A 25,049-nucleotide genomic window follows, 5' to 3' on the forward strand; every position below is an offset into this window, starting at 1 on the left:
TGAAAAACAAATTTTAAAAATCATTTCAATCCTTTAATCTGTGGCAAAAAACTATTATGTGTTTTTTAAATCGTATTTCTCAATTCTTCGATACAAAGCGGCTCTTGATAAACCTAGTTCTTCGGCGGTTTTGCTGATATTTCCGTGGTGTTTGAATAATGCTTTTTCGATGGCGGTTTTTTCCATTTCTGACAACGGATTTTCGTCGTTTTCCTGAATTTCTTCAAAATCAAGAATATCCAGATCCTGCACAGAAATCGTGTTGTTTTCGGCCAAAATCAAAGCGCGTTCGATCTTATTTTCCATTTCGCGGATATTTCCTTTCCACGGATATTTTTCTAAATATGGCGCAACATTATCCTCAAAATGCCAATCGGTTTGATTGTATTTTTCAGCAATTTGCTCTAAGATAAAATCTGCCATTGGTACAATATCATCTTTTCGCTCACGCAATGACGGCAAATGAATTTCCATTGTATTAATTCGATACAACAAATCTTCTCGAAAGGTTTTATTTTTTACCTCAGCTTTAATATCGCTGTTTGTTGCTGCAATAATGCGAACATTCAACGGTCTGGCTTTGCTTTCGCCCAAACGTGTGAAGGTTTTGGTTTGTAAAACATGCAATAGTTTTGATTGCAAATGCAACGGAATATTTCCTATTTCATCCAGAAAAATAGTTCCGTTTTGCGCGGTTTCAAATCTTCCGGGTGTATCCGTTTTGGCATCTGTAAATGCGCCTTTGGCATAACCAAAAAGTTCGCTTTCGAATAAATTATCACTCAAAGAACCCAAATCTACATGCACAAAAGGCTGATTTTTTCGTTCTGAATTTTGATGAATAAACTCCGAAAAAACATATTTTCCTGTTCCGTTTTCTCCCAAAATCAAAACATTAGCCTCTGTTCTGGCTACTTTTTCTGCCATGGAATAAGCTTGTTTTATTTTGATGGAAGTTCCGGTAAAATAACGTTTTTCTGCTTTTTCAATTATTGTCTTCTTGGTATTCTTTCTGCTTTCGGCGACAGCCTTATCAATAGTTTCGAGTAATTTTTCGTTGTGCCACGGTTTTAAAACATAATCAAAAGCGCCAATTTTTATACCTTCAACTGCGGTATCAATTTTACCAAAAGCAGTCATTAAAATCACAATGGTTTGCGGCGAAAGTGTTTTTATTTCTTTTAGCCAATGAATTCCTTCGCGCCCGTCTTCAAAACCAATTCGGTAATTCATGTCTAACAAAACCACGTTTATTTCATTTTCATTTAAAATAGAAATAATCTTTTTGGGACTATTCGCTGTAAAAATGGTTTCAAAATGTTTTTTGAGAATCATTTTTGCCGAAAAAAGAATTTCTTCCTGATCGTCAACGACTAATATTTGGGCTTGTTTTTTTCGCATGTTGTCTTTTTTGTCCGATTTTGAACGGTCAACTGTTCATTATCGAACACTCTTTTTTTGATTGTTTTTTAAAGCCTCTTTAAAATCAATGCTTTACAAATAATACTTTTTGTGGCACAATATTTACCTATTGATTATCAGTAAATTATTTAAAAAATGGACAAGGTAATTCCTCGTAAAAATAGAAAATTTAGGTATCTGACAATAGCAATTGCTGTTTTTTTAGTTTTGGCTGTGATCGTCTTTTTTTCTTTTAGCACTAAAAGAAGTTTAAATGTAAAAGCAGAAGAACTTACGGTTCAAAAAATTGAAAAAGAATTTTTTGAAGATTTTGTGGTTTTTCAGGCCAAAGTAGAACCTTTGAATGTAATGCTTGTAAACGTTACAGAAGGTGGTTCTGTAAAAGAGATTTTTGTAGAAAATGGTGCCATGGTAACTAAAGGGCAATCGCTGGCTCGTTTGTATAATCCGAATACAGAACTGAATTATCTGACTCAGGAAACGGCTATTATCGAGCAAATCAACAACTTGAATACCGGAAAACTGAACATTAGAAATCAGGAACTGAACTTAACCAAAGACTGGGTTTTGATCGAACACGATTATAATGACGCCAAAAGATTGTACGACATGAACTCGAAATTGTTTGCTAAAGATGTGATTTCGAAAAATGACTGGAATACTTTTAAAGAAAGTTTACGTTTTCAGGAAGAACGCAAAAAAACGATTCAGCAAAGTATTCAAAAAGAAAAACAATCGAATCAATTGCAAATTTCTCAAATCAACCGTTCTATTCAGACAATGGAAATGAGTCTGGATATTTTGAGAAATAACAAAAAGAATTTTTTGATTACTGCTCCGGAATCTGGCCGATTAACGTCATTTGAACCAGTTTTGGGAAAAACATTTCAGGCGGGAGAAAGCATCGGAAAAATCGACTCTAAACAAGGTTATAAACTGATAGCCGAAGTAGATGAATTTTATTTGGAAAAATTAAGAGAAGGCTTAAAAGGACAGGTAGAATTTAAAGGAAAAATACTTGAAGTTTTGGTTACTAAAGTAATTCCGGAAGTAAAAAGCGGGCATTTTACTGTAGAACTGGCTTTTACATCAAAAGAAAACATCACTTTGCAGGACGGACTTAGTTTTGGCGTGAAGTTGATTTTATCGGAGAAAAATAAAACGTTGGTTGTTCCTAAAGGAAGTTTTAATCAGGAAACCGCCGGAAAATGGATTTTTGTTGTAAAAGGAAATAAAGCGGAAAGAAGAAATATAAAATTAGGAAGAGAAAATCCTTCGTATTATGAAATTCTGGAAGGATTAAAAGAAGGCGAATCTGTGATTACTTCATCGTATTCTGATTATAAAGATATTGAAGAATTGTCGATTAGTAATTCGCAGCAATAGTTTTCAGGCACAGGCACAGTTCATAATTAATAATTCACAACTAACAATTAATAATACGTTTCAATCATCAATCAAAAAACAATAACATTAAAACCTTAAAAAATATGATAACCATTCAAAATTTAACCAAAGTTTTTAGAACTGAAGAAGTAGAAACTTCTGCTTTAAGCGGGATTTCTTTAGAAATTAAAAAAGGAGATTTTTTAACTATCATGGGGCCTTCCGGGTGTGGAAAATCTACTTTATTAAATATCATTGGGCTTCTTGACAGTGCTACTGACGGAAGTTATAAACTATTAGACCAGGAAATGGTTGGTTTAAAAGAAAAAGGAAGAGCTAATGTTCGAAAAGAAAATATCGGATTCATTTTCCAGAATTTTAATCTAATCGATGAACTTTCTGTTTATGACAATATTGAATTGCCTTTGCTTTACAATAACGTAAAAGCATCTGACAGAAAACAAAAAATTGAAGCGATTGCTGAAAAACTGAATATTTCACACCGATTAAAACATTATCCGCAACAGCTTTCGGGAGGACAGCAACAACGTGTTGCGGTTGCAAGAGCTTTGGTAAACGATCCGAAAATTATTCTTGCCGATGAACCTACAGGAAATCTGGACAGTAAAAATGGTAATGAGGTAATGGAACTTTTAACAGATTTGCATGCTAAAGGTGCCACAATTTTGATGGTAACACACTCTGATTATGATGCTTCGTTTTCGCAGAAAACAATTCATATGAAAGATGGTGTAATATTCTCTGAAAAACTAAACCAGAGAAATGTTGATGTTTTTATGGACGCTAAATAAATATAAAATGATCAAATTTATTGTAACTGCAATCGTAATTCTGGTGGGATTTGTTTGCAAAGTATTGTCAATTATCTAACTAACCGTTTCTAAAATAATAAACTATGATTTTTAACTGGTTTAAAATATTTATATATCATTTAAGGCAAAACAAATTGTTTTCGTTTTTAAATGTTTTGGGATTAAGCATTGGGATTGCGGGAGTAATTTTTGCCATTTTATATTGGAATAATGAAAACGCCTACGACCAATGGAATCCTGAAAAAGAAAATTCTTATCAGGTTCTAAACAAAATTGGCGGCACCGGAAATACATGGGCATCTAATTCAATACCTTTTGGAGAAACCTGCAAAGCTACCATTCCTGAAATTGAATCTGTTTGTTTCTTTAATAATACATGGTATGACAATGCTCCAATAAAATATCAGAATAAAAAGATAATGGCTGAAAAAATCACGATGTCTGACAATGGTTTTTTTGATGTTTTTCCGTTTCCGATTGTAAAAGGAGCCAAAACTAATATACTTAAAGAAGACAGCAGCGTTGCCATATCTGAGGAAACTGCAAAATTACTTTTTAATGATCAGGACCCAATTGGTAAATCACTGTCATATAACAATAAGGTTTATACTGTAAAATCGGTTTATCATTTGATTAGACCATCTTCTATAGAACCAAATTACGTTTTTGGCGGTGTTAAGCGTGAAGGTGATAAAACAAGCTGGGGAAATTTCAATTATGGCCTTATGATTAAAGCCAAAAAAGGCACTGATCCTAATGCACTTGTAAAGAAAATGCAAAATGTAAATTTTGTCAACAGAACAGTAAAAGATGCCAAAGAAAGTGGTCAGACGGTAGCACAATACGTTAAGGAAAATGGCGAAACAACTGTTATAATCGATCAGTTAAAAACGGCGCGTTTACACGGAACAAAATCTTCGCAAGGAATTAATTTTCCTGAAGGAAAAGGTAATTTACAATTGCTTTATATCATGGTTGGGCTTTCAATTTTGATTTTGGTTTTATCATTAGTAAACTATATTAATCTGGCAACAGCTTCGGCTATAAAACGCGCTAAGGAAGTTGGAGTCCGCAAAATTGTAGGCGCTACAAAAAGCCAGATTGTTACCCAGTTTATTTTTGAAACTGCCATAATTGTAATTTTGGGCATACTCTTCGCTTTGGCCATTGTTGAACTTTCCCTGCCTTATTATAATGTCTTTTTAAAGAAAACTTTGACTATGAATGGCAGTGAATTTTACCTGCAGCTTATTTTTATATTTGGATTAGTAATCGTTCTTGCCGGTATATTTCCTGCTGTTTATATCTCAAATTTTGAAACTTTAAAGGTTTTAAAAGGGAATTTCTCAAGAAGTAAAAGCGGAATCTGGATTCGAAATTCGATGTTGATTTTTCAATTCGGAATTGCTGCCTTTTTTATCATTGGTGCATTCATTGTAAACTCACAGGTAAATTATATGATGAATAAAGATCTTGGTTTTAGTGGCGATCAGGTAATTAGGGTTCCTTTTAATACTCCGGAACGCATAAAAAGAACAAGTCAATATCTGACCATGAAACAAGAAATTAAGAAGATTTCAGGAGTTCAGGAAATTTCTACTTTTGCAGGAACTTTTGGTAACAGTACCAATTCGAGTTCCGGGTTTACGCACAATGGTATTCATGTACAGCCAAGAAATGTTGAAATGGATTTTGGTTTTCTTGAAATGATGAAGATTAAAATTGTTCAGGGTCGCGATTTGTCACCGAAGTTTGCATCAGATACTGTTAGTAATATGCTAATGAATGAAACATTGGTTAAAACTTTAAATCTTAAAAATCCAATAAATACGATTATAACATCTGGCTGGGGAAAAGACAGTGATGAGGAAAATATGAAATTTAAAATCGTGGGTGTTGTCAAAGATTTTCATATTACAGGACTTCAGGATAAAGTTCCTCCTATGGTTTTTATCAATCTTAAAACTTTACAATGGAATAATTTTAATAATGTTTATTTAAAAGTTTCTCCAAATAATTTAACCGAAACTTTGGCAAAACTAAAAACCTATTGGGAGAAAAATGTAAATCCTGATTATCCTTTTGATTATGAATTTGTCAATAAAGGATTTGCTAAAACCTATCAGGAACAAGTTAAACAGAAGGATTTGTTTTTTATTTTAAATCTTGTTGTAATCATTATTGCCATTTTTGGATTGTTTGCTTTGGCCTCTTTTTCTATGGAAAGACGATTGAAGGAAATCGCTATCAGAAAAACTTTGGGTGCAGAAACAGATGCTTTATTGAAAGAATTATCAAAACAATATGTTATTTTTTGCTTAATTGGTTTTGCGATTGGCGTCGTTCCGGCTTATATTTTATTGCAAAAATGGCTGGAGAATTTTGCTTTCAGAATTGGAGTTTCGGTAGTCCCGTTTACTATTGCGTTTATATCATTATTGGTTCTGACCTTATTAATTGTTTCGGCAAAAGCGTATCAGGTAACTAAAATAGATATTTTAAAGTATTTAAAATATGAATAAGAACTTGTAGACCATTTTTTTTAAATACCCGTTAGATTTTATAAATCTAACGGGTATTTTTTATTCTTCTTAAAAATGAATATTGATCTATTTCATTACAACATCAGAATATAATAGTTTATCAAGTTGTTTGTCTCTATCGTAAACATCTGCAAAAAAACTAATTTCGCCGGTTTCATCATTTACCCATGCGGTAAAATATCCGATATAAATTGGAATTTTGTTTTTAAGAACACAAGGCGTTTCTTTTTCTCCGCTCATTGCTTTGTCTATTTTTTCAACCGGCCAGTCAGGATTGTCTTTTAAAATTGCCAATGCTAATGGTTTTGCTTCTTTTACGTTTATACATCCATGACTAAAGGTTCGTTTCTCAAATTCAAACAAACTCTTCGCAGGCGTATCGTGCAAATAAATATCATTGGGATTCGGGAACATAAATTTTACTAATCCCAAAGAATTTTTAGGTCCTGGTTTTTGTCGCACGCGACCTCCATTCCACTCCATATTATTTTCTTCCAGATAGTTTTTATCGCCCGCAATTTTGAGTTTTAATTCGTTATCTATTATACTCTGCGGGACATTCCAATATGGGCTAAAAACTATTCTGTCCATCATTCCGCTAAAAATAACCGTTTCTGTCATTCTGGTACCCACAAAAACATCAGACACTATTTCGTATTTGCCATTTTTGACATAAAACAGCCTAAACGACGGAATATTAACCATTATATATTCATTTGCTTTGGCCAATTTTGTTGGTATCCATCGACAGCGTTCCATATTGAGCATAATAGTTCGAATTCTATTCGAAACAGGTTCATTCATTTGATCGATATGCTCTCTCGTTAATGTGTAATTTAATTTAAGTCCATATCTTTTTTTATAATTTAATATGCCTGCCATCATTTCTTCATCATAAACATTTCTTTTAGAGTCTTGTTTTAAATCTCCCACAACAAACAAACGTGTCCTGATTTGTCCTACCATTGCTGAGCTATCCATTGGTTTAAGTTCTTTGTAAGTGGCACTATCGATGTCAATTTTATTCCATAAGTTATTCTTTTCGATAGTTCTGTATTTTTTCAATACATCCTGAAGTTTATAATATTGACCAAATAAAAGATGTTCGTCCTGATTAAGTCGCGCAGGATCAACAATAAGAGAGTCTAATATTCTGGAATACGAAATGTTTTTGGTTGGCAAGTACCATCCTATTTTTTTCAGGGTTGCCGCATCTTCGCCAGAATAAACATTACTCGCGTAAAACACATACATGCTTGTTAATAGTAATTCGGTATTGATTTGAGAAGGTTTATCGGTAACATTTTCATTAAAAATCTCATCGATTTCATCTTTATAAGGCATCTTTTTCTCGATTCCCTGCTCTTTCAATAAATCGACTTTTTCATACAGCAAATGTCCGAATTCGCTAACTCTTTTGTCATCGTACCAAATTGTATTGTATTCTCTTTTTTTATAGAGTTCTAAAACATCTTTCTGGTATTTTTTTAACTTAGAATAGGTTTTGAAAAATTGCATAATAGAAACACTATCAACATTGAATCTTGTAAGTGATTTTTTAGGAAGCAAAGTATTCCCGATTAAAGGCAATTTATGAGGCAGATTCGGTTTTTCATTATTAGCAAAACCGGAAGAAGAAAATAAAAACCCCACTACGATAAATAAAAATAAGAAGGTAGAATTTCGCATTGTTTTATCTTTTTAAATTTTAGAAAAAAATCTTATTTAAAAAACAGCGAAAACTATAAAATACCATAAAATAAGCTTCCGTCTATCTTTTATAATAGTAGAAAATCAAAAAATTTAGGGTACTCAAAGATACAAAATAAAATTGAAGAGCATTTTACCGCAAACTACAAAATTATACGAAAATTCACATTTTATAATCCAGTAGAAAATAATTTAAATTATGATCTTCTTTTTTCTTACAATTCAAAACCGAAAATAAAAAATTCGATTGTATTGGTTTGAATAATCTCTATATCAACAAATCCAATACAAAAAAGCCAAAATCCGAACAGAATCATTTATCTTTGCAGTCTGAAATGAGTTTAAATAAAAACAGTATTTAAATTAATTTCAGTCCATACAAACACGACAATAAAATGAAATTAGACAGAAAAGAAATTCTTAAAGCTTTGGAAACAATTACCGTAGCTGGAGAAGGAAAAAATATGGTTGAAAGTGGAGCTGTTGCCAATGTATTAACTTTTGGTGACGAAGTTGTAGTCGATTTAGTATTACATACTCCGGCAATGCACATTAAAAAAAGAGCTGAAGACGATATCAAAAAAACAATTCTTGAATTGGTATCTCCAGAAGCAAAAATTAAAGTAAACATTAAAGTAGAAACTCCCGAGAAAAACGAAATTAAAGGTCGTGCCATTCCGGGAATCAAAAATATAATTGCCGTTGCCTCTGGTAAAGGTGGAGTTGGAAAATCTACTGTTACAGCAAATTTAGCGGTAACATTAGCAAAAATGGGATTTTCAGTTGGAGTTCTTGATGCGGATATTTACGGGCCATCTATGCCTATTATGTTTGATGTCGAAAACGAAAAACCGACTTCGATTATGGTTGATGGAAAATCTAAAATGAAACCTATTGAAAGTTATGAGATCAAAATACTTTCTATCGGATTTTTTACAGCTCCAAGCCAGGCTGTAATCTGGAGAGGACCAATGGCAGCAAAAGCATTAAACCAAATGATTTTTGATGCAGATTGGGGAGAATTAGATTTCATGTTAATCGATTTACCTCCGGGAACAGGAGATATTCATCTTTCGATCATGCAGTCATTGCCAATTACAGGAGCAGTTGTTGTAAGTACACCACAAGCGGTGGCTCTTGCCGATGCTAAAAAAGGAGTTGCCATGTTTATGCAGGACAATATTAATGTTCCTGTTTTGGGAATTATAGAAAATATGGCTTACTTTACACCGGAAGAATTGCCTGACAATAAATATTATATTTTTGGTCAGGAAGGAGCTAAAAACCTTGCAGAAGATTTAGATGTTCCTTTCTTAGGAGAAGTGCCAATTGTACAATCAATTCGTGAAGCGGGAGATTATGGTCGTCCGGCGGCTTTACAAACAGCATCAGTAATTGAAACTATTTTTGAAGAAATTACCCGTAATGTTGTACAGGAAACGGTAAACAGAAATGAAAGCTTACCTGCTACCGAAGCTATTAAAATTACAACTATGGCAGGTTGTTCAGCAGTAAAAAAATAATTATAATGAGAAAATTAGATAATTAGATAATGATATTTGGAGGATTTAAAATTTTCTAATTGGACACATTATCTAATTATCTAATTCGCTCTAATTGACACATAAATATTATGACAACAGAAGAATTAACAAGCAACGTATTATTGGCTCTTGACGAAATCAGACCTTTTTTAAATTCTGACGGAGGAGACATTACACTTATTTCTATAGACGATGACAAACATGTTAAAGTTCGTCTGGAAGGAGCGTGCATTAGCTGTAGCGTAAATCAAATGACGCTAAAAGCGGGCGTTGAAACCACTATAAAAAAATATGCTCCACAAATAGAAACTGTGGTAAATATCATGTAATAAATAAAATTTTAAGGGTCACTAAGAAAATTCTGATTTAACAAGAATATTTGACCTTTAATGATTTTGATTTCGAAAAACTCAAAAAACATTCAAAAAAAAGCGTGTTTTTGCGATTTTATCAAAAAAGTATCTAAAGTTTTAAGATATTTCAGTAAGGTATTGTTACATTTTTAACTTAAATTTGTGACGTAACCCCTTAAACCGAAATATATGAAGAATTTCTACGCTCTACTTTTATTAATGTTTTTTGTTTCAGCGAGTTATGCTCAACAAAATGTAACAACACTCGTTGTTGACAAAGCTTATCTGAACGAAGCAGAAGAATGGTCTGATTTTACCTATTCAGGAAAAATTGTGTTCTCGACAAATTCAAATGAAGAAGAAGGAACTTTAAGAATTGGTAATTACGATTTTTTATATGATTTCTGCGATGGAAAAGCTAAATTTGCCAATAAAGCAACTTACAGCTCTGCAGAATTTTCACACCCAAGAAAAGTTTCTGTTAGCACCGATAAACAAGGTGTTGTAAACTCAACTTATGAAGGAACGCTAATTTTCCAGGCTGATAGAGATTATTACTCAGTGATAGCTGTTGTAACTTTATTAGAAAAAAACGGTTATATTCTGGGTGTAAAAATGCGCCAAAAAGAAGGAAACAAAAAAGAATACGCGTTTAGTACAAAACCAGGCAGTTAAAATAAACAAAAAGGATTTTTTCACGTTATTAAATCCTAAATCAGAAAAATTCCAACATTAAAAATGGATGTATTAATAAAGATTAAAGATCGAGAAGGAGTTATACACGAGTTACAAGCTCCAACTGATATGGCAATGAATATAATGGAGTTATGCAAGGCATACGAACTTCCTGTTGAGGGAACCTGCGGAGGAATGGCCATGTGTGCTTCTTGCCAGTGTTACGTTCTAAATGATGTTGCATTACCTGAAATGGGAGATGAGGAAGAAGCCATGCTTTCGGAAGCGTTTTATGTTAAATCTAATAGCCGTTTAGGTTGTCAGATTCCAATTACGGAGCAATTAGAAGGTCTGGAATTAGAACTGGCACCTGAATATTAAAAAATAAATTACAATATTTTAAATTCCAAATTCCAATAGAACATTCGATCTATGGAATTTGGAATTTTTATTTGGAACTATATTACGCTGCAATATTAAAATAATAAAAAAGCGAGAATTTAGGTTCTCGCTTTTTTTATATCTATTCGTTAATTAACCTGACGGGTTTGCCAAAGAAACGCAACTGGATTTCTCAATAAAAAAACCGTAATCACATTGCTGCAATTACGGTCTTTCCTTTATAACAATTTTCTTTAATCTCGAATTATACCAAACCTGCCTGAATTAAATATTCAGCAATTTGAATTGTGTTTGTTGCAGCACCTTTTCTTAAGTTATCAGCAACAATCCACATGTTTAAAGTATTTTCCTGACTTTCGTCACGACGAATTCTACCCACAAATACATCATTTTTACCTTCTGCATACAATGGCATTGGATAAGTAAATGTGTCCAAATTATCCTGAACCACTACTCCATCAGTATTGTGTAAAATTTCGCGAACTTCGTTTACATCAAAATCATTTGTAAACTCAACATTTACCGCTTCGCTATGTCCGCCTACAACTGGTACACGAACTGCAGTAGCCGTAACTCTGATGGTATTATCACCAAGAATTTTTTGAGTCTCACGCACTAATTTCATTTCTTCTTTAGTGTATCCGTTCTCTTCGAAACTATCACAATGTGGAATCGCATTTCTATGGATCGGGTATTTGTATGCCATTTCTCCCTGAACTCCTGCGTATTCATTTTCTAATTGTCTAACTGCTTTTACACCCGTTCCGGTGATTGATTGGTAAGTAGAAACAATGATTCTTTTAATGTTGTATTTTTTATGCAAAGGTGCCAATGCCAAAACCATTTGAATAGTAGAGCAGTTTGGATTTGCAATAATTTTATCTGCACTTGTCAAAGTATCTGCATTGATTTCCGGAACGATTAATTTTTTAGTCGGATCCATTCTCCATGCCGATGAGTTGTCGATAACGGTTGTTCCGGCAGCAGCAAATTTTGGAGCCCATTCTAATGATGTATCACCTCCTGCAGAAAAAACAGCAATATCAGCTTTCATATCAACTGCCGTTTGCATTCCTACAACTTTATATTTAGTTCCTTTATATTCAATTTCTTTTCCTATTGATTTTTCAGATGCAACAGGAATTAATTCTGTAACAGGAAAATTTCTTTCTGCCAACACTTTAAGCATTACTTCGCCAACCATACCAGTGGCACCTACAACCGCTATTCTCATTTTTATATTTTTAGTATGAATTAAATCTAATTTATAATGCAAAAGTATACATAATAAAAGTCAAAACAAGGCGCTTCACAAAAAATAACAAAATGTTACAAATTAAACAAAAATAAAAAAAACCGCCTCAATTAAGAAGCGGTTAAGTTAGACTTAGTGTAGCGGTATATATCTTATTGTTTATTTTTTAATAAATCTCTAATTTGAATAAGAAGTTCTTCTTGTGTTGGTCCGGCTGGCGGTGGTGGTGGAACATCTTTCTTTTTAATACTATTAATTCCTTTAATAATTAGAAATAAAACAAATGCAACAATTATAAAGTTAATTACTGCTGCAATAAAAACACCATACTTTACACCTCCAAAAGCCGTAAGCTCTTCTATAGAAGATAAATGTGCAGCATCCAGAGCGGGTTTCAATATTAAAGGCGTTATTACATTGTCAATTAATGAACCTACTATTTTATTAAAAGCAGCTCCAATAATAACACCGACAGCCAAGTCAATTACGTTGCCTTTGGTCGCAAATTCCTTAAATTCTGAAAAAAATCCCATAATTGTTCGTTTTATATGTAATTAATAGATATCGAAAATACGTAATTTTCTTTAAAGTTACAGCAAACTATCTGAAAAATACCCTTTTTACACGTTGCGAAATACTGGTTAGAATTTCATACGGAATTGTTTTTAAAGCATTTGCAATCTCCGTTACTGTTGGGTTTTCGCCAAAAATAATAACTGAATCTCCTTCTTTACAATCAATTTCGGTTACATTAACCATTAACATATCCATACAAACACTACCTACAATTGAGGCTTTTTGATTTTTAATGACAACATAACCTACCTCATTTCCCCACAAACGTGAAATTCCGTCTGCATAGCCAATTGGAATTGTTGCGATTTTAGTGGGTTTCTCTGCCATAAAACGGCGTCCGTAGCCTACGCTATCGCCTGCCGGAATTGTGCGAACCTGAGAAATAATCGATTTTAAAGTTCCAACGTTTTCCAGATATTTTTGTTCTGTCGGATCGTTTGAAACTCCGTATAAACCAATTCCTAAACGGACCATATTAAATTGCGCGTCAGGAAAATTGCTAATTCCCGAAGTATTCAAAATATGACGAATTGGATTGATATTTAATTCTGATATTAATTTTGATGATAATTTTTCGAATAACTTAATCTGAGAAATCACAAAATCATAATGATTCATATCGTCACTTGTTGCCAAATGTGATAAAACACTTTGCACTTTAACGGTTGTGTTTCCTTTTAAGGTTTCAATTAATTCGGTTAATGTATTTTCTTCAAAACCCAAACGATGCATTCCGGTATCGAGTTTTATGTGAATCGGAAAATCTTTTAGATTCTTTTCTCGTGCGATTTTTAAAAAGGCATTTAATCCTTTTACACTATAAATTTCAGGCTCTAACTGATACTGAATAATCGAAGGAAAGCTGGTCGATTCTGGATTTAAAACCATAATTGGCAATTTAATTCCGCCATTTTTAAGCGAGATTCCTTCATCGGCGAAAGCCACACCCAAATAATCGACTTTATGATGTTCCAGCAATTTGGCAATTTCCAAACCACCGTTTCCATAACCAAACGCTTTGACCATTACCATGATTTTTACATCATTGGCCAGTTTTGATTTAAAGAAATTTAAGTTATGACTAATAGAATCGAGATTAATTTCAAGAATCGTTTCATGTGTTTTCTCTTCTAATAAAGTCACGATTTCTTCAAACTGAAATGATCTTGCCCCTTTTATTAAAATAGTTTCATTGGCAAAATTCAGGCTTTCAAAATACGCAATAAATTCGGCTGTATTTTGAAACGTTATGCAATTTGAAAACTTGTCTGCAAAAGATGAAATAGTCGAACCAATACCTATTACGCGATTGATTTTATTGTCTGAAATAAGCTGGGCAACTTTCGAATATAGCTCTTCATTTGAAAATCCGCTTTGAAAAATATCTGATAAAATAACCGTTTTTGAAGCGTTCTTTTTTTGACTTTCCAGAAAATCCAACGCAATTTTCAGCGATTGAAAATCAGAGCTGTAACTATCATCAATAATACTGCAATTGTTGATTCCATTTTTAACTTCCAGGCGCATTTCTACCGGATACAACATTTGCATGCGATTTTGAATTGTTGCAGAATCATACTCAAAATGAAGCAAAACCAGCAAACAGGAAATAGCATTTTCTATTGAAGCAGAATCCTGAAACGGAATTTCAAGATCGAAAATTTCATTTTTATATTGATATTCAATACGTGTTTTATCGTTTCTGTTTTCTTTTTTCAGAATAAAAACATCAGCGGTTTGATCCCTGAAACTCCATGAAAAAAGTTTTCGCGGATGAAGCATATATTCTGCTGCAAATTGTGACATACAGGAATCAACAATTTCATTTTTTTGATAAATAATTACCGGACAATCTTTAAACAAAAGTAGTTTTTCGTCAATCTTTTGTACTAAATTCAAAAAACCTTCATCATGCGCCGTGCCAATATTGGTCAGTACGCCAATTGTTGGTTTAATAATTTTTTCGAGTTTGTCCATTTCATTAACCGTCGAAATTCCAGCTTCGAAAATACCCAGGTTGTGTTTTTCGTTTATCGCAATTACAGAAAGCGGAACACCAACTTGTGAGTTATAACTTTTTGGACTTCTGATAATATTATAATCCGGACTTAGTAAAAAATTAAGCCATTCTTTTACAATCGTTTTTCCGTTGCTTCCGGTCAGGCCGATGATTGGAAAATCAAAAAGATGTCTGTAATAAGCCGCAAAATGCTGTAGTGCATTTAAAGTGTTTTTTACAACCAAAAAATTAGCTTTTTCCTCGCAATTTTCAGGAATATACTGCACAACAAAATTCTGAACGCCTTTGTCTATAAGTTCTGAAATATATAAATGAGCATCATTATTTACACCTGATAGGGCAAAAAATAAAGTTTGCGATCCGTTTTGCAACGAACGGCTGTCAATCGAAATATGATCGATAAAAATAGCAGCTTCCGAGCCAATCCATCTGGCTTCAAGAACTGATATAAGGTTTTTTAAATTTATGCTCATTTTGGAAATTTCTTTTGTCAAATTTAAAAAAAGGTTTGCCACTAATTTCACAAATTTTCCCGAATTATTTTTCACGCAGATTTAAAAAAGATTTTAGCAGATGCCCACAGATTTTTATTTATCAAATCTGCTAAATCTGCAGAATCTGCGTGAAACAAATATTGAAATAGGTTTGCCACGAATTGCACAAACTAGCACGAATTATTTTTTACGCAGATTTAAAAAAAGATTTTAGCAGATGCACGCAGATTTTTATTTATTAAATCTGCCAAAATCTGCAGAATCTGCGTGAAACAAATATTGAAATAGGTTCGCCACGAATTTCAGAAATTTTCACTAATTGTTTTTAGTTTTTTTTTACTACAGATTAAAAAGTTCGCACGAATTTCACGAATTAGCACGAATTTTTATTTGCCACAGACTAAAGGATTAAAAATGATTTTCACAATTTGTGAGAATCTTTGAATCTGTGGTTAACATTTTTTTAACCGTAAAGAATTAGTGAAAATTCGTGTAATTCGCGGCAAAAAAAAATATTTCCCTATATTTGTGAAGACCTCAAATTAAAGATTTTGAAAAAAATACTGCCTATATTCTCCTATATATTGCATCCGATTTTTATATCGATGTATGCTACTTTATTTTATTTGTTTTGTAAAGGTGACATTTTTACAAATCAGGAGAAATATTATGTTTTGTTTCAAATTCTGATTATTACGATCTTGGTTCCCATATTATTTTTTATGCTCCTTCGCTCAACGGGACATGTAAAATCTGTAATGGTCCATGAAACTTCGCAGCGGAAAATTCCACTTATTTTACAATGTTTTCTTTATATTTTATTGGTAAAAAGAAGCATTGTTATTATGCGTTATCCTGAATTACATTTCTTTTTTCTTGGTGCTTTGTTCAGTACAATTTTGGCTTTAATAGGATCACTTTTCAAAATAAAGGCAAGTTTGCACATGATGGCAATCAGCGGATTTACTGTTTTTGTTATTGGATTAAGCATTCACTTGCAAATGCAAAATCCTTATTGGACTGCGTTGATGGTTTTCCTGACCGGAATTGTAGCATCATCAAGATTAGTTATGGAAGCGCACACAAATAAAGAGCTGCTTATTGGTTTGGCACTTGGTATATTTCCGCAAATGCTCTTTTTATATCTGTGGTTATAAAATATAAAATATCAATCCCGCATTTAAGGTTCTAACATCTATTTTTTGTCCCGAAGTAGTAATGACGTCTTTAAACAAAGGGTTTAATCCGTAATTTAGGTAAACATTCCAGGTATTGTAACCTGCAGCGAGGTAAACGCCATATTGAACTTTATTTATATTCGGATTATTTTTAACTACATACGTCTCTTCGCCATTATCTAAAACAGATTTATTAGAAAAGACATAACTAATTTTAAATCCTCCATAAATTCTCCAAAATCTATAACTTTCATAAGTGGAATTTCTCCATCGAAATTCTATTGGAAGATCGACCAAATATTGTCTGTATCTATTTGAAGTAATATCATTGTAGTCGCTTACTGCATAAGCCAATCCTCCGTCCGGCAGTTTAGAAATAGTAAGATTTTGAAAATAATTCTGATAGCTTAATCCTAAACCTGTGGCAATTGCAACGGTTCTTTTTTTGTTGATAGGCATATCACGCAGAAATCCCATAGAAAGTCCTGCAGAAAATTTATTTTGTTTAAGGCCTTCCGGAATCTGGGTTAACAAATTATAAGTGATCGAAAAATAAAACTGATCTTCACGATATAATGAATCGATTTTTACAATCGGTTCTATTTTAGGTTTTGTTTCTTCCTGAGAAAAAACACTAAAAAACGACATTATAAATAAACAACTAAAAAGGAATCGCATATCGTATTTTGGTTTTAAGGATGTTCTCAAGTAAACGTTTTTTAGAGTTGATTTATTTCACTTACAAATATAATATAATGCTGGCTCAAGAAGTGAATTAACACGAAATTATTCTTTTTTTCGCTACGAATAAATTCTTTCATTGCACTATTTTCAATAAATCAGTAATAGAATCAAAAAAACAAATCGATTATTCATTGCTCTTTTATACCTTTGTCATGCATGAAAAAAAAGCAGCTCATATTAAGTGTTTCTTTGGCGCTGACAGTATTGTTCTCAATATTGTTTCAGTCGATACACAGTTATGAGCATATTGTAAAGCAGCTTTCAGAGAAACAATGTCATCATGATTATAGTGATCCAAACGGAGAAATAACACATCAGCATCATGATTATGATTTGTGTTATGTTTGTCATTTTGCTTTTGGAAGTTATATTATTCCCGAAGAATTTTCATTTCAACTTTATACTTTACACAAAGAAATTCCTTATTTCTTTACACGTTCAGAAAAAATATTTTCATTTTCAGAAAGTGCTTATTTATTACGTGGTCCGCCCACAGCTTTAGTTTCTTAATTTCGATTATTCGAAAAAATCAAAAAAGTCTTTATTCTAATGCGAAACAGGCAAGTTTTCCATCTTGAAAATGTATCAGGATTGGCAAGTTTACTTTGATTTCATGTTTTAGTTTAAAGAAAAAATCAATTAACTATAGCATCATTTTCAAATGAAAAAAATAATATTAGCCCTTATTTTAGGGTTTTCGAGCCTGCTTTCGGCTCAAAATTCTGTTTCAGGAACCGTAACAAATCTTGAAAACCAAGCCATGCCCGGCGTTTCTGTGTATGCGCCTGAATTGCACAGAGGAACGACCACTGACGAAAACGGAAAATATGAATTTAAAAATCTTCCAAACGGAAGTTTACGACTTGCTTTTGCTTTTGTTGGATATACAACTCAAAACAAAACTATTTCCAAAATATTAAAAGACAACACTTTAGATATAATTCTTACCGAATCTATTTTTGAAATGGATGAAGTAGTCGTTTCAACTCCTTTCAACAAATTGCAATCGCAAAACGTAATGAAAGTCGAGCATGAAAGTATCAAAACTTTACAACAAAAAGGAACTTCGACTTTAATTGAAGGTTTGGCAACGATTCCCGGAGTTTCGCAAATTTCTACCGGAACTTCTATCGGAAAACCGGTTATTAGGGGTTTAAGCGGAAATCGTGTTTTGGTGTATTCTCAAGGTGTAAGAATTGAAAATCAACAATTTGGAGACGAACATGGTTTAGGTTTAAACGATGCGGGAATTGAAAGTGTTGAAGTTATCAAAGGACCGGCTTCTTTATTATACGGCTCTGATGCTTTGGGAGGAGTTTTATATTTTAATCCTGAGAAATTTGCCGATGCCGGAACTTTTAAAGCTAATTTCAGTCAAAAATATTTCACAAATACACAAGGAAGTAATTCATCTATTGGATTAAAAACTTCTACAGACAACTGGAAATTTTTAGCTAGAGGAAGTTACAACACACATTCTGATTATAAAATTGCCGATGGCGATCGCGTAACGAATTCACGTTATAATGAAACCGATTTTAAAACCGGAATTGGATACAGTAATTCCAGCTTTTCTAGTGTTTTAAGATACAACTACAACAAACTGGATATCGGAATTCCGGAAGACGGAATTGGTGAACAATCTTCAAGCAAAGACACACAATTTCCGAGACAGGGAATTTTCAATCATTTGTTGAGTTTAAACAATGTAATCTTTTTCGAAAATTCGAAACTAGATGTTGATTTGGGCTACATTTCAAATGACAGAAGCGAATTTGAAGACAGCAATGAGGCTTCTTTACACATGAAACTGAATACTTTAAATTATAATGCAAAATATCATTTTCCGAAATTTGGTAAAATTGAAACGATTTTAGGTGTTCAGGGAATGCATCAAACGAACAAAAACTCTGGTGAAGAATATTTGATTCCGGATGCTACAACGAATGATTTTGGTGTTTTTGGAACTGCCAATTACGAATGGAATAACAGCGTTTTACAAGCCGGATTGCGTTTTGACAACAGAAACGTAACTTCTGAAGCGCACGGAACTGAAGGCGAAGAAGGTTATTTTCTTCCTTTAGACAAATCATTTGACAGTTTTAATGCTTCTTTAGGATATAAAACAAAACTGGCTGAACCGCTTACACTTCGATTAAATGTTGCGACTGGTTTTAGAGCACCAAATTTAGCTGAGTTGACTTCAAACGGAGTTCATGAAGGAACAAACCGTTATGAAATTGGAAATGCTAATTTAAAAACTGAACAAAATGTTCAGACTGATTTGAATTTAGAATATAAAAATTCGCATTTTGAATTCTTTATCAACGGATTTTACAATCACATCAACAATTACATTTATACTTCGCCAACCGGAGATGTTTTAGACGATAATGACGTTTTTGCCTATATTCAGGATAATGCAAAATTATACGGAGGTGAGGTTGGATTGCATTTTCACCCGCATCCTTTAGACTGGCTGCATTTTGAAACTAGTTTTGAAACGGTTACGGGTAAAAAAGACAACAATGATTATTTGCCTTTGATTCCGGCAAACAACTGGAATAATACGCTAAGAACGGAATTTAAAATCAAAAATTGGTTCGAAGAAGGATATGCTTCTTTAAACGTTTCTTCAACATTTGATCAAAGTAATGTAAGTGGTTTTGAAACGGCTTCAAAAGGATATACTTTAGTAAATTTAGGTTTTGGAGGAACAGTAAAATTGGGTAAAACTGCTTTTGATGTAAACCTGAACGGAAACAATTTATTCGATAAAACTTATATCGCACATCTTTCGAGATTAAAAACAGACGGAATTCCAAACATTGGAAGAAATATCGTGTTAGGAGTAAACTTCAACATATAGTTTTTTTTAAACCATATAAGTCATATAAGTTCATTTAATTTAAGCCTGCTTAGATTTACTTATATTACTTATATGGTTTATTTTTTTACCACAAAAAGTACTATTTTTGTTACAACTGACAAACCTAAACTATGAAAAAAACAATTCTTATAATGGCTATTACTACTGCAGGGATTTCATTTGGGCAAAATAATATTAAATATCCCGAAACTAAAAAAGGCGAAACTGTTGATGTGTATTTCGATACTAAAGTTAGCGATCCGTATCGTTGGCTTGAAGACGATAAATCTGCTGAAACCGGTGCCTGGGTAAAAGCCGAAAATGAAGTTACGTATGGCTATTTGGATAAAATTCCGTTTCGTGAAGAGTTAAAGAAACGAATGGAAAAACTTTGGAATTATGAAAAAATAGGCGCTCCGTATACAGAAGGAAAGTTTACTTATTTTTCTAAAAACAACGGACTTCAAAATCAATCGGTTATTTATAGAAAAGATGAAAAAGGCAAAGAAGAAGTTTTTCTGGATCCGAATACTTTCTCTAAAGACGGAACAACTTCACTTGGCGGTTTAGATTTTTCTAAAGATGGAAATAAAGCTGCATATTCTATTTCCGAAGGCGGAAGCGACTGGAGAAAAGTAATCATTATTGATGCTTTGTCTAAAAAAGTCCTTGAAGATACTTTAGTTGATGTAAAATTTAGCGGTGTTTCATGGTTAGGAAACGAAGGATTTTATTATTCTAGTTACGACAAACCAAAAGGAAGTGAATTATCTGCCAAAACAGATCAGCATAAATTGTATTTCCACAAGTTAGGAACTTCTCAAAAAGAAGATAAAGTCATTTTTGGTGCCGATCAAAAACGTAGATATGTGGGCGGATATGTTACCGAAGATAACCATTATTTGGTAATTACAGCAGCCAATTCTACTTATGGAAATGAGCTTTACATAAAAGACCTGACCACTCCAAACAGTCCAATTATAACTATTGTTGATAATTTTAACAGCGACAATATTATTATTGATAACGAAGGAAGTAAATTATTCATCGAAACCGATTTTAATGCGCCAAATAAACGCGTCGTTTCTGTAGATTTCAGCAATCCGAAACCTGAAAACTGGAAAGATTTTATCAAAGAAACAGAAAATGTTTTAGCACCTTCAACAGGCGGCGGATATTTATTTGCCAATTATACAAAAGATGCTGTTTCATTGGTTTTGCAATATGATTATAACGGAAAATTAGTTCGTGAGATCAAACTTCCTGCCGTAGGGACTGCCGGCGGATTTGGAGGAAAAAAACATGAAAAAGTGTTGTATTACAGTTTTACCAATTATACAACTCCGGGAAGTATTTTTTCTTTTGATCCAAAATCAGGCAAATCAGAAGTATATCAAAAACCTAAAGTAGATTTTAAAAGCGAAGATTATGAATCTAAACAGGTTTTCTACACTTCAAAAGACGGAACAAAAATCCCGATGATCATTACTTATAAAAAAGGAACAAAACTAGACGGTAAAAACCCAACGATACTTTATGGTTACGGTGGATTCAATATTAGTTTAACTCCGGCATTTAGTATTGCAAATGCTGTCTGGATGGAAAATGGAGGTGTTTATGCGGTTGCCAATTTAAGAGGCGGTGGCGAATACGGCAAAAAATGGCATGACGCGGGAACAAAATTGCACAAACAAAATGTATTTGATGATTTTATCGCTGCTGCGGAATATTTAATTGCACAAAAATATACCTCATCTGATTTCTTAGCGATTCGCGGAGGTTCTAACGGAGGCTTATTAGTAGGCGCAACAATGACACAACGTCCTGATTTAATTAAAGTAGCATTACCAGCCGTAGGCGTTATGGACATGCTGCGTTACCATACTTTTACTGCCGGTGCAGGTTGGGCTTACGATTATGGAACAGCGCAGGACAATAAGGAAATGTTTGAATATTTGAAAGGATATTCGCCAGTACAAAATGTAAAAAAAGGAGTTCATTACCCAGCAACAATGGTAACAACAGGAGATCATGACGATCGCGTTGTACCGGCACACAGTTTTAAATTTGCTGCAGAATTGCAGGATAAACAAACCGGAGATAATCCTGTTTTGATTCGTATTGATGTAAAAGCGGGTCACGGAGCAGGAAAATCTGTTGCGGCAACAATTCAGGAAAATGTAGATATTCAGGCGTTCACGCTTTACAATATGGGATTTAAGGCTTTACCGAAAAAGTAAACTTTAGTCTATAATTTTTATAGCCACGAATTCACGAATTATTTTTGTGAGTTTGTGGCTGTTTTTTTGCCACAGATTAGGGGATTAGAATGATTTTAAAATCTGTAAAGTTTTTTTGCCACGAATTTCACGAATTTTCACTAATTAAATTCGTGTCATTCATGGTAAATTTTTGCATTAATCTGTGAGAATCTTTTAATCTGTGGCAAACTTTTAACCGCAAAGAATTAGTGAAAATTAGTGAAATTCGCAGCGAACTTTTTTAAGATTTGTTTCACGCAGATTCTGCAGATTTGAGCAGATTTATTTAATTTGAAAAATAAGATCTGCACGAATCTTTTTAAATCTTTTTAAATCTTTTTAAAATCTGCGTGAAAAAATAATTCGTGAATTCGTGGCGAACCTTTTTTAACCAATTCTTTTCTCTTAAATTTGAGAAAACTAAAAAACCAACAAATGAAAATTGTAAAATGGGGAATAATAGGTTGTGGAAATGTAACTGAAGTTAAAAGCGGGCCAGGATTTCAAAAAAGTCCAAACTCAGCGTTAGTTGCTGTAATGCGAAGAGACGCCGCTCTTGCCGAAGATTACGCCAAACGTCATAATGTTCCCAAATGGTATTCGAATGCCGTAGATTTAATAAATGATCCTGAAGTCGATGCTGTTTATATTGCTACTCCTCCATCTTCTCATAAAGAATATACCATTTTGTGTGCCAAAGCCGGAAAACCGGTATATGTTGAAAAACCAATGGCTTTGACATTTGAAGAATGCAACGAGATGATCAGCGTTTGCAAAGAACATAATGTTCCGCTTTTTGTGGCATATTACAGAAGAAGTTTACCAAGATTTTTAAAAATAAAAGAACTAATCGATCAAAATAAAATAGGAACTATACGACACGTAAATTGCGTTTTGTATCATCCGTTTGAAGAACGTTACGACGACGAGATCAACTTGCCATGGACAGTTTTACCTCATATTTCGGGCGGTGGAATTTTTGTCGATTTGGCTTGTCATACTTTAGATTTTCTTGATTTTGTCTTGGGTCCGATTAAATCGGTTCGCGGACATGCAAGTTCACAGCTTCAGGCGTATCCTGCAGAAGATTCGGTTTCGATGTCGTTTTTATTCGAAAATGGAATTCACGGAACGGGTTTATGGAATTTTGCCAGTTTTGAACGTTACGATAATACTGAAATTGTAGGTGATAAAGGAAAAATTTCTTTCTCTACTTTTGGAAATGACCCAATACATATTCAATATGCAAACGGTGAAAAAGAAAGTATCACGATTGAAAATCCATTACATATTCAGCAGCCCTTTATTGAAACTGTTGTTGCAGAACTTTTAGGTAATGAAGGAGTTTCTCCTTCTAAAGGAACTTCCGGAGCAAGAACAACCTGGGTTATTGATGAAGTTTTGAAGGAGTTTAGAGGTTTGAAATAATCATTACATTTTTTTGAATTGCCTCCAGCTTTAGCTGGAGGTGAAAGAATTAATATCAAAAGGCTTTAGCTAAAAACCTTGTATTTTTTGGCTAAAGCCTTTTTTATCTTTTACAATTTCCTCCAGCTAAAGCTGGAGGAAATTCAAATGCTGCAGATGGATTTAAATAAACCAACAATTATTTACACAGTTTTATCATTCGACGAAATGACAAAAAAGCACAAAAAAAGAGGATACCCTAACGAATATCCTCTTTTTATTTAAACTAATTTCTTTAGAAAATTATAGACTGTATTTAAGACCTAAAGTCAAACCTAAACCAGAAATTCCAACATAAGAACTTAATTCGTCCATTGGTTTATTTTGATCAACACCATTAGGATTAGTCAAAACATTATTAGAGTTAACATCTAAACGATCAACATAATGTGTGTGATTTGAAGCTGTGGTACCTGCCCTAAAACTTGTTGTAGTGTTTAATTTATCAACTCCGTTTTCAGTATAGATTGTAGTTTCTTTAGTTTTTCCGTGTACAGTAAAGTTACGGTATTCTAATTCTGCAAAAGCAGAAATATGTTTTCCTAACTTATAAGATGTACCTAAAGCTGCCATAAATCCAAGTGTTGGATTGGGCTTAACTACATCTTTGGAATAAGCGTCAGTTGAAGCAACTTGAGTAGCACCTACAAACGTAGTATACTGTCTATCAGTTTTAATATCTAATGTTCCGTGAATTGGGACAATAACTCCAACTTTTGTATATGGTTCAAAACCGTGAGCTTCACCTAAAAACATTACAATTGCAGGAGCTAAATCAAAAGCTTTAATTTCTCCTTCAGCAGTAAAACTTACATAAGTAGCTGGAGTTGTAGCACTAGCAGTAGTTGGATTTGCAAGTCTATTAGTAGTTTGAGACATCGTTTTTTCATTACTTACATAATAATTAGCTGACATTTCAACTCCCAAACGTGTAGAGAATCTATAACCAGCAGTTATTCCACTTCTAAATCCTTGTCCAAAAGAACCTGTAACACTTTCTCTTGATACTAATTTATTATTTGCTAAAGTACCTTCATATACATCTCTATTTGGCAATTGACCACCAACAACTGGAAATTCAGTAGAAGCAGTTTGATTAAAATAAGATGCACCTAATTTAAAATACCAGCTTTCTGGTTTATCTGCTGTTTCTGTTTGCGCCATTGTGGCCATAGAGCAAACTAATAATCCTAATAAAAATAGGCTCTTTTTCATAATTCTGATTTTAATTAATTTATACAAACTTATAATAATTTAACATATTCCTGTACTCTGTGATACTTCCCTTTGTACGAAAACGTTGTAATTTTGAGCAAT

19 protein-coding genes are annotated in these 25,049 nt (G+C 33.2%); 12 read left to right on the forward strand and 7 right to left on the reverse strand.

The genetic code is table 11. The annotated features are described in order from the left end of the window. Positions 1–54: 54 nt before the first annotated feature. Positions 55–1,401 (reverse strand): sigma-54-dependent transcriptional regulator, encoded by a 1,347-nt coding sequence (locus tag AC4FQ3_RS08585; protein WP_491181592.1) that lies wholly within the window; start codon positions 1,399–1,401, stop codon positions 55–57. Between the two features lie 156 nt (positions 1,402–1,557). On the opposite strand from AC4FQ3_RS08585, the gene AC4FQ3_RS08590 reads away from it, so the two are divergent. From AC4FQ3_RS08590 to AC4FQ3_RS08600, 3 genes are all read left to right on the forward strand, one after another. After that, positions 1,558–2,808: an efflux RND transporter periplasmic adaptor subunit gene (locus AC4FQ3_RS08590; RefSeq protein WP_073394708.1), complete on the forward strand. Its 1,251-nt coding sequence runs from the start codon at positions 1,558–1,560 to the stop codon at positions 2,806–2,808. A gap of 104 nt (positions 2,809–2,912) precedes the next feature. Then, entirely contained in the window at positions 2,913–3,620 is a 708-nt protein-coding gene (locus AC4FQ3_RS08595) for an ABC transporter ATP-binding protein (protein ID WP_073394706.1), read from the forward strand. 104 nt (positions 3,621–3,724) lie between these two features. Then, positions 3,725–6,163: an ABC transporter permease gene (locus tag AC4FQ3_RS08600; RefSeq protein ID WP_491181593.1), complete on the forward strand. Its 2,439-nt coding sequence runs from the start codon at positions 3,725–3,727 to the stop codon at positions 6,161–6,163. An 87-nt stretch (positions 6,164–6,250) separates the two neighbouring features. On the opposite strand, the gene AC4FQ3_RS08605 is transcribed toward AC4FQ3_RS08600, so the two are convergent. Further along, on the reverse strand, positions 6,251–7,873 hold the full coding sequence (locus AC4FQ3_RS08605) for a L,D-transpeptidase family protein (RefSeq protein ID WP_073394701.1): 1,623 nt from the start codon (positions 7,871–7,873) through the stop codon (positions 6,251–6,253). Between the two features lie 416 nt (positions 7,874–8,289). Here AC4FQ3_RS08605 and AC4FQ3_RS08610 point away from each other — a divergent pair, with 416 nt between their 5' ends. From AC4FQ3_RS08610 to AC4FQ3_RS08625, 4 genes are all read left to right on the forward strand, one after another. Further along, the gene (locus tag AC4FQ3_RS08610; protein ID WP_042563330.1) at positions 8,290–9,417 is read left to right on the forward strand and encodes an Mrp/NBP35 family ATP-binding protein; all 1,128 of its coding nucleotides are present in this window, start codon (positions 8,290–8,292) and stop codon (positions 9,415–9,417) included. A gap of 110 nt (positions 9,418–9,527) precedes the next feature. Beyond that, positions 9,528–9,767 carry a NifU family protein gene (locus AC4FQ3_RS08615; protein WP_026982674.1) on the forward strand — a complete coding sequence of 80 codons (240 nt, stop codon included), beginning with the start codon at positions 9,528–9,530 and terminating at the stop codon, positions 9,765–9,767. Positions 9,768–9,980: 213 nt separating this feature from the next. Beyond that, a complete protein-coding gene (locus AC4FQ3_RS08620; protein ID WP_042563329.1) occupies positions 9,981–10,466 on the forward strand; it encodes a hypothetical protein in 486 nt (161 codons plus the stop codon). 63 nt (positions 10,467–10,529) lie between these two features. Beyond that, on the forward strand, positions 10,530–10,847 hold the full coding sequence (locus tag AC4FQ3_RS08625; RefSeq protein WP_042563328.1) for a 2Fe-2S iron-sulfur cluster-binding family protein: 318 nt from the start codon (positions 10,530–10,532) through the stop codon (positions 10,845–10,847). A 265-nt stretch (positions 10,848–11,112) separates the two neighbouring features. Here the strand turns inward: AC4FQ3_RS08625 and AC4FQ3_RS08630 are convergent, their stop codons facing one another. The 3 genes from AC4FQ3_RS08630 to AC4FQ3_RS08640 form a co-directional block, all read right to left on the reverse strand. Then, on the reverse strand, positions 11,113–12,102 hold the full coding sequence (locus AC4FQ3_RS08630; RefSeq protein WP_073395027.1) for an aspartate-semialdehyde dehydrogenase: 990 nt from the start codon (positions 12,100–12,102) through the stop codon (positions 11,113–11,115). 173 nt (positions 12,103–12,275) lie between these two features. Further along, positions 12,276–12,656 carry a large conductance mechanosensitive channel protein MscL gene (mscL, locus tag AC4FQ3_RS08635; RefSeq protein WP_042563327.1) on the reverse strand — a complete coding sequence of 127 codons (381 nt, stop codon included), beginning with the start codon at positions 12,654–12,656 and terminating at the stop codon, positions 12,276–12,278. Between the two features lie 67 nt (positions 12,657–12,723). Further along, positions 12,724–15,192 (reverse strand): bifunctional UDP-N-acetylmuramoyl-tripeptide:D-alanyl-D-alanine ligase/alanine racemase, encoded by a 2,469-nt coding sequence (locus AC4FQ3_RS08640; RefSeq protein ID WP_491181594.1) that lies wholly within the window; start codon positions 15,190–15,192, stop codon positions 12,724–12,726. A 572-nt stretch (positions 15,193–15,764) separates the two neighbouring features. Between AC4FQ3_RS08640 and AC4FQ3_RS08645 the strand changes: the two genes are divergently transcribed. Next, complete coding sequence (locus tag AC4FQ3_RS08645; RefSeq protein ID WP_463459134.1) at positions 15,765–16,370, forward strand: hypothetical protein; 606 nt, start codon at positions 15,765–15,767, stop codon at positions 16,368–16,370. Here AC4FQ3_RS08645 and AC4FQ3_RS08650 read toward each other — a convergent pair. Next, a complete protein-coding gene (locus AC4FQ3_RS08650) occupies positions 16,365–17,099 on the reverse strand; it encodes a porin family protein (protein WP_367891363.1) in 735 nt (244 codons plus the stop codon). The two genes, AC4FQ3_RS08645 and AC4FQ3_RS08650, sit on opposite strands and share 6 nt — an antisense overlap. 192 nt (positions 17,100–17,291) lie before the next feature. Between AC4FQ3_RS08650 and AC4FQ3_RS08655 the strand changes: the two genes are divergently transcribed. From AC4FQ3_RS08655 to AC4FQ3_RS08670, 4 genes are all read left to right on the forward strand, one after another. Then, entirely contained in the window at positions 17,292–17,645 is a 354-nt protein-coding gene (locus AC4FQ3_RS08655) for a hypothetical protein (protein WP_491181595.1), read from the forward strand. A 151-nt stretch (positions 17,646–17,796) separates the two neighbouring features. Beyond that, positions 17,797–20,004, forward strand: a complete 2,208-nt coding sequence (locus tag AC4FQ3_RS08660; RefSeq protein WP_491181596.1) for a TonB-dependent receptor — start codon at positions 17,797–17,799, stop codon at positions 20,002–20,004. Positions 20,005–20,135: 131 nt separating this feature from the next. Beyond that, positions 20,136–22,244 carry a prolyl oligopeptidase family serine peptidase gene (locus AC4FQ3_RS08665; protein WP_491181597.1) on the forward strand — a complete coding sequence of 703 codons (2,109 nt, stop codon included), beginning with the start codon at positions 20,136–20,138 and terminating at the stop codon, positions 22,242–22,244. 456 nt (positions 22,245–22,700) lie between these two features. Beyond that, positions 22,701–23,693, forward strand: a complete 993-nt coding sequence (locus tag AC4FQ3_RS08670; RefSeq protein ID WP_491181598.1) for a Gfo/Idh/MocA family protein — start codon at positions 22,701–22,703, stop codon at positions 23,691–23,693. Positions 23,694–23,975: 282 nt separating this feature from the next. On the opposite strand, the gene AC4FQ3_RS08675 is transcribed toward AC4FQ3_RS08670, so the two are convergent. Next, positions 23,976–24,947 carry an outer membrane beta-barrel protein gene (locus tag AC4FQ3_RS08675; RefSeq protein ID WP_491181599.1) on the reverse strand — a complete coding sequence of 324 codons (972 nt, stop codon included), beginning with the start codon at positions 24,945–24,947 and terminating at the stop codon, positions 23,976–23,978. Positions 24,948–25,049 lie beyond the last annotated feature (102 nt).

Source organism: Flavobacterium sp. AK-345 (genome assembly GCF_058310175.1).

What these genes read in the sequence shown, in the direction of transcription:
- AC4FQ3_RS08640 (WP_491181594.1), bottom strand. Translation starts at nt 15,192, where the DNA reads ATGAGCATAAATTTAAAAAACCTTATATCAGTTCTTGAAGCCAGATGG.
- AC4FQ3_RS08670 (WP_491181598.1), top strand. Translation starts at nt 22,701, where the DNA reads ATGAAAATTGTAAAATGGGGAATAATAGGTTGTGGAAATGTAACTGAA.
- AC4FQ3_RS08590 (WP_073394708.1), top strand. Translation starts at nt 1,558, where the DNA reads ATGGACAAGGTAATTCCTCGTAAAAATAGAAAATTTAGGTATCTGACA.
- AC4FQ3_RS08595 (WP_073394706.1), top strand. Translation starts at nt 2,913, where the DNA reads ATGATAACCATTCAAAATTTAACCAAAGTTTTTAGAACTGAAGAAGTA.
- AC4FQ3_RS08625 (WP_042563328.1), top strand. Translation starts at nt 10,530, where the DNA reads ATGGATGTATTAATAAAGATTAAAGATCGAGAAGGAGTTATACACGAG.
- AC4FQ3_RS08665 (WP_491181597.1), top strand. Translation starts at nt 20,136, where the DNA reads ATGAAAAAAACAATTCTTATAATGGCTATTACTACTGCAGGGATTTCA.
- AC4FQ3_RS08630 (WP_073395027.1), bottom strand. Translation starts at nt 12,102, where the DNA reads ATGAGAATAGCGGTTGTAGGTGCCACTGGTATGGTTGGCGAAGTAATG.
- AC4FQ3_RS08585 (WP_491181592.1), bottom strand. Translation starts at nt 1,401, where the DNA reads ATGCGAAAAAAACAAGCCCAAATATTAGTCGTTGACGATCAGGAAGAA.
- AC4FQ3_RS08600 (WP_491181593.1), top strand. Translation starts at nt 3,725, where the DNA reads ATGATTTTTAACTGGTTTAAAATATTTATATATCATTTAAGGCAAAAC.
- AC4FQ3_RS08620 (WP_042563329.1), top strand. Translation starts at nt 9,981, where the DNA reads ATGAAGAATTTCTACGCTCTACTTTTATTAATGTTTTTTGTTTCAGCG.
- AC4FQ3_RS08660 (WP_491181596.1), top strand. Translation starts at nt 17,797, where the DNA reads ATGAAAAAAATAATATTAGCCCTTATTTTAGGGTTTTCGAGCCTGCTT.
- AC4FQ3_RS08610 (WP_042563330.1), top strand. Translation starts at nt 8,290, where the DNA reads ATGAAATTAGACAGAAAAGAAATTCTTAAAGCTTTGGAAACAATTACC.
- AC4FQ3_RS08615 (WP_026982674.1), top strand. Translation starts at nt 9,528, where the DNA reads ATGACAACAGAAGAATTAACAAGCAACGTATTATTGGCTCTTGACGAA.
- AC4FQ3_RS08675 (WP_491181599.1), bottom strand. Translation starts at nt 24,947, where the DNA reads ATGAAAAAGAGCCTATTTTTATTAGGATTATTAGTTTGCTCTATGGCC.
- AC4FQ3_RS08605 (WP_073394701.1), bottom strand. Translation starts at nt 7,873, where the DNA reads ATGCGAAATTCTACCTTCTTATTTTTATTTATCGTAGTGGGGTTTTTA.
- AC4FQ3_RS08655 (WP_491181595.1), top strand. Translation starts at nt 17,292, where the DNA reads ATGAAAAAAAAGCAGCTCATATTAAGTGTTTCTTTGGCGCTGACAGTA.
- mscL (WP_042563327.1), bottom strand. Translation starts at nt 12,656, where the DNA reads ATGGGATTTTTTTCAGAATTTAAGGAATTTGCGACCAAAGGCAACGTA.